14 protein-coding genes are annotated in these 11,481 nt (G+C 72.5%); 7 read left to right on the top strand and 7 right to left on the bottom strand.

Annotated features, from left to right (window positions below):
• Positions 1-170 precede the first annotated feature (170 nt).
• Entirely contained in the window at positions 171-821 is a 651-nt protein-coding gene (locus ACFQ79_RS14960; RefSeq protein WP_383583091.1) for a class I SAM-dependent methyltransferase, read from the top strand.
• Between the two features lie 66 nt (positions 822-887).
• Here ACFQ79_RS14960 and ACFQ79_RS14965 read toward each other — a convergent pair whose 3' ends face one another.
• The 3 genes from ACFQ79_RS14965 to ACFQ79_RS14975 all read right to left on the bottom strand — a co-directional run bounded on the left by ACFQ79_RS14965 (position 888) and on the right by ACFQ79_RS14975 (position 2,335).
• Positions 888-1,304 carry a VOC family protein gene (locus tag ACFQ79_RS14965; protein WP_073911679.1) on the bottom strand — a complete coding sequence of 139 codons (417 nt, stop codon included), beginning with the start codon at positions 1,302-1,304 and terminating at the stop codon, positions 888-890.
• 170 nt (positions 1,305-1,474) lie between these two features.
• Positions 1,475-1,870 carry a helix-turn-helix domain-containing protein gene (locus tag ACFQ79_RS14970; protein WP_383583094.1) on the bottom strand — a complete coding sequence of 132 codons (396 nt, stop codon included), beginning with the start codon at positions 1,868-1,870 and terminating at the stop codon, positions 1,475-1,477.
• A 57-nt stretch (positions 1,871-1,927) separates the two neighbouring features.
• Positions 1,928-2,335: a RidA family protein gene (locus tag ACFQ79_RS14975; protein ID WP_383583096.1), complete on the bottom strand. Its 408-nt coding sequence runs from the start codon at positions 2,333-2,335 to the stop codon at positions 1,928-1,930.
• Between the two features lie 114 nt (positions 2,336-2,449).
• Here ACFQ79_RS14975 and ACFQ79_RS14980 point away from each other — a divergent pair, with 114 nt between their 5' ends.
• Positions 2,450-2,839, top strand: coding sequence for a winged helix-turn-helix transcriptional regulator (locus tag ACFQ79_RS14980; RefSeq protein WP_383583098.1), 390 nt, complete (start codon positions 2,450-2,452; stop codon positions 2,837-2,839).
• Positions 2,840-2,860: 21 nt separating this feature from the next.
• Here the strand turns inward: ACFQ79_RS14980 and ACFQ79_RS14985 are convergent, their stop codons facing one another.
• A complete protein-coding gene (locus tag ACFQ79_RS14985) occupies positions 2,861-3,544 on the bottom strand; it encodes a TOPRIM nucleotidyl transferase/hydrolase domain-containing protein (RefSeq protein WP_383583100.1) in 684 nt (227 codons plus the stop codon).
• 155 nt (positions 3,545-3,699) lie between these two features.
• Between ACFQ79_RS14985 and ACFQ79_RS14990 the strand changes: the two genes are divergently transcribed.
• The 3 genes from ACFQ79_RS14990 to ACFQ79_RS15000 all read left to right on the top strand — a co-directional run bounded on the left by ACFQ79_RS14990 (position 3,700) and on the right by ACFQ79_RS15000 (position 5,283).
• On the top strand, positions 3,700-4,221 hold the full coding sequence (locus tag ACFQ79_RS14990) for a helix-turn-helix domain-containing protein (protein ID WP_383583102.1): 522 nt from the start codon (positions 3,700-3,702) through the stop codon (positions 4,219-4,221).
• 52 nt (positions 4,222-4,273) lie between these two features.
• Positions 4,274-4,852: a hypothetical protein gene (locus tag ACFQ79_RS14995; protein ID WP_383583104.1), complete on the top strand. Its 579-nt coding sequence runs from the start codon at positions 4,274-4,276 to the stop codon at positions 4,850-4,852.
• Positions 4,853-4,941: 89 nt separating this feature from the next.
• Positions 4,942-5,283 carry a DUF2516 family protein gene (locus ACFQ79_RS15000; RefSeq protein WP_383583106.1) on the top strand — a complete coding sequence of 114 codons (342 nt, stop codon included), beginning with the start codon at positions 4,942-4,944 and terminating at the stop codon, positions 5,281-5,283.
• A gap of 81 nt (positions 5,284-5,364) precedes the next feature.
• On the opposite strand, the gene ACFQ79_RS15005 is transcribed toward ACFQ79_RS15000, so the two are convergent.
• The 3 genes from ACFQ79_RS15005 to ACFQ79_RS15015 all read right to left on the bottom strand — a co-directional run bounded on the left by ACFQ79_RS15005 (position 5,365) and on the right by ACFQ79_RS15015 (position 9,222).
• On the bottom strand, positions 5,365-6,600 hold the full coding sequence (locus ACFQ79_RS15005) for a PP2C family protein-serine/threonine phosphatase (protein WP_383583108.1): 1,236 nt from the start codon (positions 6,598-6,600) through the stop codon (positions 5,365-5,367).
• 536 nt (positions 6,601-7,136) lie between these two features.
• A complete protein-coding gene (locus ACFQ79_RS15010) occupies positions 7,137-8,186 on the bottom strand; it encodes an NlpC/P60 family protein (RefSeq protein ID WP_383583110.1) in 1,050 nt (349 codons plus the stop codon).
• Between the two features lie 241 nt (positions 8,187-8,427).
• The gene (locus ACFQ79_RS15015) at positions 8,428-9,222 is read right to left on the bottom strand and encodes a class I SAM-dependent methyltransferase (protein WP_383583112.1); all 795 of its coding nucleotides are present in this window, start codon (positions 9,220-9,222) and stop codon (positions 8,428-8,430) included.
• Between the two features lie 320 nt (positions 9,223-9,542).
• Here ACFQ79_RS15015 and mshA point away from each other — a divergent pair, with 320 nt between their 5' ends.
• Together mshA and ACFQ79_RS15025 are read left to right on the top strand one after the other, a co-directional pair.
• Entirely contained in the window at positions 9,543-10,910 is a 1,368-nt protein-coding gene (gene mshA, locus ACFQ79_RS15020) for a D-inositol-3-phosphate glycosyltransferase (protein ID WP_383583174.1), read from the top strand.
• Complete coding sequence (locus ACFQ79_RS15025; protein ID WP_383583114.1) at positions 10,903-11,403, top strand: YbjN domain-containing protein; 501 nt, start codon at positions 10,903-10,905, stop codon at positions 11,401-11,403. The genes mshA and ACFQ79_RS15025 overlap by 8 nt, the downstream gene beginning before the upstream one ends.
• Positions 11,404-11,481: the final 78 nt, after the last annotated feature.

The following is an 11,481-nucleotide window of genomic DNA, read 5'->3' on the forward strand; positions in this document are numbered from 1 at the left end:
GCTCGGCGGCGCAGACTCGACGGGCGCGCAGGACTTCGGGACCACACGGCGAAGGACACGAGGGGGCGCCACATGGGCGTGCGGCAGCAGTACGACGGGATCGGCGAGGCGTTCGAGGGCTTCAATCCCTGCCGCTGACGCGGTACGGGGAGGTGCCCAGCTTCCTGGGCATGGTCGGGGACGTCGGCGGCAGGTCGGTTCTCGACCTGGCGTGCGGAACCGGCTTCTACAGCCGGGAGCTCAGGCGGCGCGGCGCCACGGAGGTCTTCGGCGTCGACATCTCCGTCGAGATGATCGCCGCCGCGCGGGAGTTCGAGCAGCGCGCCCCGCTGGGCGGCGTGCGCTACGAGGTCGGCGACGTGGCCGAACTCCCCTTGCTGAAGCGACAGTTCGACATCGCACTCGGCGTGCAGTGTCTCAACTACGCCGAGGACATCGCGGGGATGGAGCGCATGTGTCGCCGCATCCACCGGAACCTGGTGCCGGGAGGTGAGTTCTTCGTGCTCGCCCAGCGGCCCGACTACGGGTTCGACTGCGCGTCCCTGCCCGCGTACGGCTTCCGCTGCGAGCCGACGGGCGAGGAGGGCGAGACGGGCCCGCGCGTCCGGGTCACGGCACTCCTCGACCCGGAGCCGATCACCATCATCGGCACGGTCCCGCGCCGCGAGGTCTACGAGGAGTGCCTGGAGGCGGCCGGGTTCCGGGACGTGGAGTGGGTGCCGCTGGAGGTGTCGGAGCAGGGCGTCAGGGAGTTCGGCGAGGACTTCTGGGCGGACCTCCTCGCCCACCCGCCGCTGGTGATGCTGCGCTGCCGCGCCTGACCGAGGGCCGGGGGCGGCAGGGAGGTGCGGCGGGGGGTTCGCCCGGGGGTTCGGAGGTTCGGGGTGCTACGAGGAGCGGGGCTGGGTGAAGCGCAGCATGTTGCCCGCCGGGTCGCGGAAGGCGCAGTCGCGGACGCCGTACGGCTGGTCGACCGGCTCCTGGAGCACCTCGCCGCCGGCCGCCCGGACCTGTTCGAAGGTGGCGTCGACGTCCTCGGTGGAGAAGATCACGCCGCGCAGCATGCCCTTGGCGAGCAGCTCGGCCACCGCCTGCCGGTCGGCGGGGGAGGCGTTGGGGTCGGCGAGCGGCGGTTCGAGGACGATCTCCACGTCAGGCTGCGCGGGGGACCCTACGGTCACCCAGCGCATCCCCTCGAAACCGACGTCGTTCCGCACTTCGAGGCCGAGGGCGTCGCGGTAGAAGGCGAGGGCCTTGTCGTGGTCGTCGACTGCGATGAAGCACTGCGAGAGCTTGACGTTCATGCCTTCGAAGCTACGGCGGACCACGGGATTCCGCTTCTCCGGAACTGATCGATGGGAGGCGGGGGGCGGGGAGGCGGTGCGGCGGGGCCGCGGGCAATCAGGACGGCGGGGCCGCAGGACGGCTGGGCCGCAGGGCGGCGGGGCCGCGGGCCGCAGGGCGGTTCGGCGGCTCAGGTCTTGCGGACCGGTCGCGTACGGACCTTCGCGACGCACGCCGGGATCGCGGCCCCGTCCTCGTGGCGGCGGGCACGGTAGGCGGACGGCGTCTCGCCGACCAGTTCGGTGAAGCGGGAGCTGAAGGAACCGAGCGAGGTGCACCCGACGGCGAAGCAGACGTCCGTGACGCTCATGTCACCCCGCCGGAGCAGTGCCTTGGCGCGCTCGACGCGGCGGGTCATGAGGTAGCTGTACGGGGTCTCGCCGTAGGCGGCGCGGAAGCTGCGGGCGAAGTGCCCGGTCGACATGAGGGCGACGGAGGCGAGCGCGGGTACGTCGAGCGGCTGCGCGTAGTCGCGATCCATCACGTCCCGCGCGCGGCGCAGCCGCACCAGGTCCTCCAGCTCCACGCCCACCAGCATGGCACGGGCCGGGCGGGAGGGGCGCGACCGGCGGGTTCCGCGGCCTCAGTCGACGACCGCGGTGGCCTCGACCTCGACGAGGTGCTCGGGCACGTCGAGCGCGGCGACGCCGATCAGGGTGGCGGGCGGCACGGGGGTGACTCCGAGCCGGGCGGCCGCCCGGGCGATCCCCTCCAGGAGCAGGGGCATCTTGTCGGGGGTCCAGTCGACGACGTACACGGTCAGCTTCGCGACGTCGTCGAAGGAGGCGCCGGCGCCGGCGAGGGCGGTGGCGACGTTGAGGTAGCACCGCTCGACCTGGGCGGCGAGGTCGCCGACGCCGACGGTGCCACCGTCGGCGTCCCAGGCGACCTGGCCCGCGAGGAAGACCAGCTTCGACCCGGTCGCGATCGACACCTGGCGGTAGACGTCGACGGTGGGGAGTCCGTCGGGGTTCACGAGGGTGACGGCCATGGAGTTCCTCCGGGGGAGAGCAGGAGCGCGGTCAGTCTCTTGTGGTGACTCGGAAACCGTAAGAGAGTGAGCTCTGACATGGAAGAACGCACTTTTCGGTGACTGGGGAACCTGATGGTGACCAAGCAGTACAGCGGCTCGCCCGAGGACGCGGACCTGCGGCGCGCGGACTCCCTGGCGCGCGAGATCTTCTCCGACCTGGCCAACAAGTGGGCGTTCCTGATCGTCGAACGGCTCGGTGAGCGCACCCTGCGCTTCAGCGAGCTGCGGAACGAGATCGAGGGCATCAGCCACAAGATGCTCACCCAGAACCTGCGCATGCTGGAGCGCTACGGCCTGATCGACCGGGCCGTGCACCCCGAGGTCCCGCCCCGCGTCGAGTACACCCTCACGGCGCCGGGCCGCGCGCTCCAGGCGACCATCGACGGCATGTGCGACTGGACCCACCAGTACCTCGGCGCCATCGAGACGGCCCGCCGCCGCTTCGACACCCCGGCGGCCTGAGGCGGCGGGGGTGCGGGTTCCTCAGCTCGCGGAGGTGGCCGCGGACACGTGGGCGAGCAGGCGGTCCAGCGGGCGGGGCACCTCGGCGAGGTCGAGCGCCTCGACGAGCGAGCGGGCGTACTGGCTCTTGCGGCCGCTGATGGTGCCCATGAAGCGCCGCAGCTGCCGCTCGACCTCCCGGCCCCGCTGGGCGGGCTGCTTCTGGAAGATGCGGAAGGCCCGCAGGTCGCCCTGGGCGTCGACGACCCGCTGCACCGACTCGGCACCGAGGGAGCGGATCAGCTCCTCCTCCAGGTCGGCGTCGCACACGTAGAAGCCGAGCGGTTCCATGTCGGCGCGCGCGAGGTCGTGGCCGAGTCCCTCGCGTTCGAGCGCGCGCGAGAAATGGCCCTCCTCGCCCGCGTCGCACAGGCCCGCCAGCGTGACGCCGAGCCCTTGGGGCCCGAGCAGACGCACGAACCTGCCGATGTTGGTCGCCCCGCCGAGCGGAACGACGGCGATGCCCTCGGCGTCGAGGCGGCGGCCGTGACGGGCCGCGAGCGCGTCGAGCGCGACGTGGTCGCTGACCCCCTCCACGAGGACGGCCGTCCGCAGCTCGCTGCCGGCCGTGAGTTCGCGCGCGACCGCGGCGGCCGCGGAAGCCCCCGCACCCTCGGCCGCCCACTCCCTCACCGCCACCCGGAAGCGCCCCGTCGTCGTCTCCATGCGGCCCAGTCTCGCAGCAGCGACCGCGGAGATCACGGGGATTACGAGGGGCCTCGCGCGGGTGCGCGAGGGCGGAACCGGTGCGGTCGCCGAGGGGGAGCGACACTTGCAAGCGGCTGCTTGCAATAGTTAGCAAAGGCTGGCATGGTCGGGGCATGGCATCGCTCAACGTCGGCAATCTCGGTGAGTACCTCCGCGACCAGCGGCGGACCGCGCAGCTCTCCCTGCGGCAGCTCGCCGACGCCGCCGGCGTGTCGAACCCGTACCTGAGTCAGATCGAGCGGGGGCTGCGGAAGCCCAGCGCCGAGGTGTTGCAGCAGGTCGCGAAGGCGCTGCGGATCTCCGCCGAGACGCTCTACGTACGGGCCGGGATCCTCGACGAGAAGGAGCGGGAGGAGCTGGAGACGCGCGCCGTCATCCTGGCCGATCCCTCGATCAACGAGCGGCAGAAGCAGGTGCTGCTCCAGATCTACGACTCGTTCCGCAAGGAGAACGCCGCCGAGGCCGCCGCGGCGGCCGCCCAGGCGGCCCGAACCGCCGAGGCCGACCAGGCCGCAGCCGGAGCCACCACAGCCGGAGCCACCACAGCCGGAACCAACGGCGCCGGAGCCGCCGAGACCCCCGCGGGCGCCCCCGCCGCGGCCGCCGAGCGGCCCGTCGACGCGCCCGATGCCTGACCGCCCCTGAGCCAGCGCTCGCTCGTACGTCACCACCGGGAGGACCACCAGCATGGCCATCATCGACGAACTGCGTACCCCTCTCTACTTCGCCGCCGGCACCGCGGACCTCGCCGTGCAGCAGGCCAAGAAGGTCCCCGGCCTGATCGAGCAGATCGCCGCCGAGGCGCCCGCCCGCATCGAGGCCGTACGGAACACCGACCCCAAGGTCGTGCAGGAGAAGGTGACCGCGCAGGCCAAGGAGGCCCAGGCCACCGTGCAGTCGAAGTTCGCCGACGTCGTCGGCGGTCTGGACACGGACCTCAAGAAGCTCGGCGAGACCGCCCAGGACCTCGCCCTGCGCGGCGTCGGCGTCGCCGCCGAGTACGCCGTCAAGGCGCGCGAGAAGTACGAGGAGGTCGCCGCCCACGGCGAGGAGGCCGTCAAGGCCTGGCGTGGGGAGGTCGCCGAGGAGATCGTCGAGATCGCCGTCGTCGTCGAGCCGGAGGAGAGCAAGGCCGAGGAGGCCAAGGCCGGGGAGCCGGTGGAGGCCTCCGCCGAGCCCGCCGAGGCCAAGAAGGCGCCCGCCCGGAAGACCACCGCCCGCAAGACCCCCGCCAAGAAGGCGGCCGTCGCCGCCGAGAAGGAGTAGCACCGGGCACCAATGCGGGTACCTGGTGCGTTGAACCGGGTACCTTGACCGCGAGGCGCTCTCTCCCTCTTCCCTAGGCGGTGCTCAGCATGTTGCGCGCGGGATTCGACTCCCTCCTCTCCCTGGTGATGTTCCTGATCTTCACCGGCTTCGCCGTCGCCGCGCTCGTCTTCGCCGCCATGGCGCGCGAGGACGCCTACCGCGCCGCCGAGAAGCAGACGAAGAAGTTCTGGCTGATCGTCCTGGGCGTCAACCTCGCCCTGAATCTGCTCTTCCCGATGCTGTTCCTGCAGATCGCGGGCGTGATCGCCGCCATCGTCTTCATGGTCGACGTCCGCCCCGCGCTCCAGCAGGTGTCGGGCGGAGGCGGTCGGCGGGGCGGCGGCTCCAGCAGCGACGGGCCGTACGGCCCCTACAACGGCGGCCGCTAGGACGACGGCGGCCGGCAGTGCACGGCGGTCGCTGCTACGACGGCGGCCGCTGGACGCAGGCGGCGACAGCAGGGCCCGGGGTCATCCCCGGGCCCTGTCCCTTTCCAGGGCCAGGACCGCGACGTCGTCCGTCAGCTCGCCGCCGTTCAGGGACCGGACCTCCGTCACCGCGGCCTCCAGGAGCTCGTCGCCCCGCAGGCCCGAGGTCAGCTGGCGGTTGATCATGTCGACCATCCCGTCCTGGCCGAGCCGCGGCGAGCCGGGGCCGGCCGAGCGGCCCTCGATCAGTCCGTCCGTGTACATGAGCAGGCTCCACGCCCCGCCGAGCTCGACCTGCCGGCGCGGCCAGCGGGCGCGCGGCAGCAGTCCGAGTGCCGGGCCGCCGTCCTCGTACGGCAGCAGCCGTGCCGCCCGCCCCTGCCGGGCGATCAGCGGCGACGGGTGCCCGGCCAGGCACAGGCCCGCGCGGCGGCCGTCGGGCGCGATGTCGACGGTGCAGAGGGTCGCGAAGATCTCCTCGCTCTCCCGCTCGTGCTCCAGGACCTGCTGCATCGTGGAGAGCAGCTCGTCCCCGCACAGCCCCGCGAAGGTCAGGGCACGCCAGGCGATCCGCAGCTCGACGCCGAGCGCGGCCTCGTCGGGGCCGTGGCCGCACACGTCGCCGATCATGGCGTGGACGGTGCCGTCGGGCGTACGGACCACGTCGTAGAAGTCGCCGCCGAGCAGGGCGCGCGAGCGGCCGGGCCGGTAGCGGGCCGCGAACCGGAGGTCGGAGCCCTCCAGGAGCGGCGTGGGGAGCAACCCGCGCTCCAGGCGGGCGTTCTCCTGGGCGCGGAGCCGGGACTCGGCGAGCTTCACCTGGACGGCGTCGGCGCGCTTGCGCTCGACCGCGTACCGGATGGCGCGGCTGAGGAGCCGCCCGTCGAGTTCCTCGCGGAAGAGGTGGTCCTGGGCTCCGACGCGTACGGCCTCGGCGGCCAGCTCGGCGTCGGCGGAGGCGGCGAGCGCGAGGACGGCGTGGCGCGGGGCGAGCCGCAGGATGTGCCGCAGCGGGGCGAGCGGGTCGTCGCCCGCGGCGGCGCGGGGGCCGGGCAGGGACAGGTCGACGAGGATGCAGTGGACGTCGTCGGTGAGGAGCCGCTCGGCCTCGGTGAGGTTGCGGGCGGTACGGATGCGCACCCGGGTGCCGGCGGCGTCGGCCGCGTCGAGCAGTTCGGGTACGGCGAGGGCACCCGCCGGGTCGTCCTCGACGACCAGGAGAGTGAGATCGGTGCGATCGGTGCCTGTGACTGTGCCTGTCATAGGGGTGGCGTCCATGGCGGTGGCGTCCGTAGTGGCGACGTCGCCGGGTCCCGCAACGGCAGAGACGTTTCTCTGACGCGGTACGGATACGGGCATCGGTCCGGGTTTCCTTCCCTCCCCCCGAGGGTGCGCAGGGCGCCGGGTGGCGTCCCGCCCGTCCCGGACCATAGCGGTAGGGCGGTGCGCAGCGGAATGGCGATCAGCGGGTCGGCGTCCGCGTCTCGATTGGCATATGCCGCGGAAGGGGAGGTACTTGCCCCCGTACGGCCGACGGGGCGCCCCCGGGGCAATGAGAAAGGTCACGCCGGGGCGGCGCGCGCGGTTCCGTCGCCGCGCGTGGACTCCGTCACGTCCGGGGAGAGGACGGGGCGGTGTCCGCCGTCACACCTGCGGGCGGCGGTCGCCTGTCGCATCCGGCGGACGGTCACCCGTCACGCCGGGCGGACGGTCACCTGTCACGCCGGGCAGACGGTCACCTGTCACGTAGGGCGGACGGTCACCTGTCACGCCGAGCGGGCGGCGACCCGTCATGTCGGGCGGGCGGCGGCCCGTCACGTCGGGCGGACGACGCCCAGGATCTCCATCGAGCCCGCCCCCGCGAGCGTCACGTCCCGGCCGGGGCGCGGCGCGTGGACGATCGTGCCGTTGCCGACGTACATCCCGATGTGGCTCGCGTCCTTGAAGTAGACGATCAGGTCGCCGGGCCGCATGTCCTTGATGTCCACGCGCGGCAGCAGGCGCCACTGCTCCTGCGAGGTGCGCGGGATCGGACGGCCCGCCTTGCCCCAGGCGAGCTGGGTCAGTCCCGAGCAGTCGTACGAGTCCGGTCCCTCCGCGCCCCACACGTACGGCTTGCCGATTTGCGCGGTCGCGAACTCGATCGCCCTCTTCGCCGCCGGCGTCGTGTCCCCCTTGAGGCCGGCGAGGACCCCGGTGCCGAGCCAGGTCGTCTGGGCCTTGGTCAGCGCCAGCTCCTCGAGCCGACGCAGCCGCTCCCGCTCCTCGGCGGCGAGTTCGGACTCCAGCTTCTTCGCGGCGGCGATCTTGCCGTCGATCTCCTTCTTCGCCTGGGCCTGCCGCACGCGGTTGGCCTCCAGCTTGGTCCAGTTCACACCCGCGTCCTTGGCGTAGACGTCCAACTGGGCCTGGGTGCGGGTCATTTCGCCGAGCAGGTCGGTGGTGGCCTTCGCCCCGGCCTTGAGGCGTCCCGCGTTGTCGAGGAAGAGCTGGGGGTCGTTCGTGAGGACGAGCTGCGCGCCGTCGGGGAGTCCGCCGTTGCGGTACTGGGCGCGGGCGGTGGCGCCGGCCTTGGCCTTGAGGGTCTCGATCTTCTCGCGGCCCTCCACGATCATCACGGCGACCCGGACGATCTCGGCGGACTGCTCCTTCGCCTTCTCCTCCGCGAGGTTGTACGCGTCGGTGGCGACCGCGGCCTGCCGGTACAGGGTGTCTATCTCCTTGCGCACCTCCTCCAGGCTCTTCTTCGGAGGCGGCGGCGGGAGCGGCGCGGCGGCGGCCTGCAGGGTCAGCGCGGGCGAGGCCAGCACGGTCAAGGCGCAGATCATGGTGATCGCGGCGGTGGCGTGGCGGCGTCGGTTCACGAGCTCCCCCTCGAGTGACCAAATCTGATTTACCGTCAGTAACTTGACGGTGACCTTGGCGATAGTGCCATGCGAAACCGTAAAGCAACAGGGGAAACCGGGGCCTGTCGGGCCTGCTCCCCCCACGAGGGACGAGGGATGCGCGCGTGGCGTTCCCGACGTACCGGAAATTCAGCGTCAGTTGGGAAAAGAGAGGTCCCGTTCATCCACCCCGAGGCGCCACCGCTCTCCCGTCGGCTCCTCACCCCCGAGGCGCCAGCCCCTCCCACCGCACCGTCACCTCGCCCTGGCGCCACCGCCGGGGCCCGTCCGTCAGCGGCCAGTCCGCCGCCAGGTCGCGGGCCGCGCGGATCCACCGCTGCCGCGCGCCGAGCGAGGCGTACGGGGCCGCCGCCGCCCAGGCCCGGTCGAAGTCCCGCAGGAACGCGTACACCGGCTCGCCCGGCACGTTGCGGTGGATCAGCGCCTTCGGCAGTCGCTCGGCCAGGTCCGACGGCCGGTCGAGCGAGCCGAGCCGGGTCGCGAACGTCACCGTCCGCGGCCCGCCCCCGTCGAGGGCGACCCAGACGTGCCGGCGCCCGATCTCGTCGCAGGTGCCCTCCACGAGCAGCCCGCCCGGGGCGAGCCGCCCGCAGAGCCGCTCCCAGACGGCCGCGACCTGCTCCTCGTCGTACTGGCGCAGCACGTTCGCCGCCCGGATCAGGGCGACCCGGCCGGGTACGGGCACCTCGAAGCCGCCGTGCACGAAGGAGAGGCCCTCGTGCTCGTACGGCTTCGCGGCCTCGACGCGGGCGGGCTCGATCTCGATGCCGTAGAGGCGGGTGCGGGGTTCGGCGGTGCGCAGCCGGGCGAGGAGCTCGACGGCGGTCCAGGGGGCGGCCCCGTATCCGAGGTCCACGGCGAGCGGCGGCTCGGGGGAGCGGCGCAGGGCGGGCCCGTGGACGGCGGCGATCCAGCGGTCCATGCGGCGCAGACGGTTGGGGTTGGTGGTCCCGCGGGTCGGGGTGCCGACGGGTCGGGTGGTGCGCGGGGCCATGCCGAAAGGTTACGGGGTGGGGGTGGGGGGTGGTGCGCCCCGGTAATGAATTGGCAAAGCGGCGTCGGCGATGGAAATGAAAGGGTCCGTTCCGGTGTTGTCCCGGCCGGAGGGCGCACCACGCCCTCCCGCCGTCATGCCCACGGCGCCGCGCTCGGCCCGACCCGTTCGGGCCGGCCGGCCGACCGGGCAAGACCGGCGTGTTCGACCTGCTCGACCTGTTCGACCTGCTCGACCTGCTCGACCTGTTCAGCCCGACGTGCTCAGACCCGGACGTGTCGGACCCGATACGTTCGCCCCCGAGCGGAAGGACCGCCGACGTGAGCCAGTACGTGTCCCGGTTCGCCGGTACCCGGCACCGGCACCCGGCGCCGGCCCGGCTCCGGCTCCCCGGCCGGAGCCGCACCCCGCGCCGCGTGGCCATGCTCAGCGTCCACACCTCCCCGCTGCACCAGCCCGGCACGGGCGACGCGGGCGGCATGAACGTCTACATCGTCGAGCTGGCGAAACGACTCGCCGCCATCGACATCGAGGTCGAGATCTTCACCCGGGCCACCACCGGCGGCCTTCCCCCGGTCGTCGAGCTCACCCCCGGCGTCCTCGTGCGGCACGTCGACGCCGGTCCGTACGAGGGCCTGGCCAAGGAGGAGCTGCCGGCCCAGCTCTGTGCCTTCACGCACGGGGTGATGCAGGCCTGGGCGGGCCACCGGCCCGGCCACTACGACCTGGTCCACTCCCACTACTGGCTCTCCGGCCACGTCGGCTGGCTGGCCGCCGAGCGCTGGGGCGTTCCTCTCGTCCACGCCATGCACACCATGGCGAAGGTCAAGAACGCGGCGCTCGCCGAGGGCGACACCCCCGAGCCCGCGGCCCGGGTGATCGGCGAGACGCAGATCGTCGACGCCGCCGACCGGCTGATCGCGAACACGGCCGAGGAGGCCGACGAGCTCGCCCGCTTCTACGACGCTGACCCCGGCAAGATCGCGGTCGTCCACCCGGGCGTGAACCTCGACCACTTCCGCCCGGCCGACGGCCGCGCCGCCGCCCGCGCCCGGCTCGGGCTGCCGCAGGACGCCTTCATACCCGTCTTCGCCGGCCGCATCCAGCCGCTGAAGGCCCCGGACATCCTGCTGCGAGCCGCCGCCGAGCTCCTCGACCGGGACCCCTCGCTGCGCTCACGCATGATCGTTCCTGTGGTCGGCGGCCCGAGCGGCAGCGGCCTGGCGAAGCCGGAGGGGCTGCAGAAGCTGGCCGCCCGGCTGGGCATCGCGGACATCGTGCGCTTCCATCCGCCGGTGGGCCAGGACCGGCTCGCCGACTGGTTCCGCGCGGCGAGCGTCCTCGTCATGCCGTCGTACAGCGAGTCCTTCGGTCTGGTCGCGATCGAGGCGCAGGCGGCCGGCACCCCGGTCGTCGCGGCGGCGGTGGGCGGTCTGCCCGTGGCCGTACGGGACGACGTGACCGGTTTCCTCGTCCAGGGGCACGATCCGGTGGACTACGCCCGCGCGCTCGGCCGCTTCGTCGCGGACCCGTCGCTCTCGGCCCGGATGGGCGCGGCGGCGGCGCTGCACGCCGGGTCGTTCGGCTGGGACACGGCGGCTTCGGGTACGGCGGATGTGTACACGGCCGCCGTGCACGACCATCGGCTGCGCGAGAACCGCCGTCGCGTACGCTCCCACCATGTCTGATCTTGAGGACGTCCGGCGGACCGTCGAGGACACGTTCAAGGACGCGGAACTGGAGTGGGAGTCCACCGAACCGGGCTCCTACGTGGTCAAACTCCCCGGCACGCGCAAACTCTTCACCACGCTCTCGCTGCGGGTCGGACGCCACTCGCTCTCCCTCAACGCCTTCGTCATCCGCCACCCCGACGAGAACGAGGCCGGTGTCCACCGCTGGCTCCTCGAACGCAATCTCCGGCTGTACGGGGTGAGTTACGCGATCGACGGCCTCGGCGACATCTACCTGGCCGGCAAGCTGCCGCTCTCCGCCGTGACGCCCGAGGAGCTGGACCGGCTCCTCGGCTCGGTCCTCGAGGCGGCGGACGGCGACTTCAACACGCTCCTGGAGCTGGGCTTCGCGTCGGCGATCCGGCGTGAGTACGAGTGGCGGGTCTCGCGCGGCGAGTCGACGCGGAACCTCGACGCGTTCAAGAACCTGACCCAGAAACCCACCAACTGACCTCTTCCCGCAAGAGGCTTCCAGTGCCATGCTCACGCCCGACGCAGATCTGAACACCGTTCATATACATGAAAGGTT

The sequence above is a fragment of the Streptomyces sp. NPDC056480 genome (assembly GCF_042795405.1).
Taxonomy (GTDB): Bacteria; Actinomycetota; Actinomycetes; order Streptomycetales; family Streptomycetaceae; genus Streptomyces.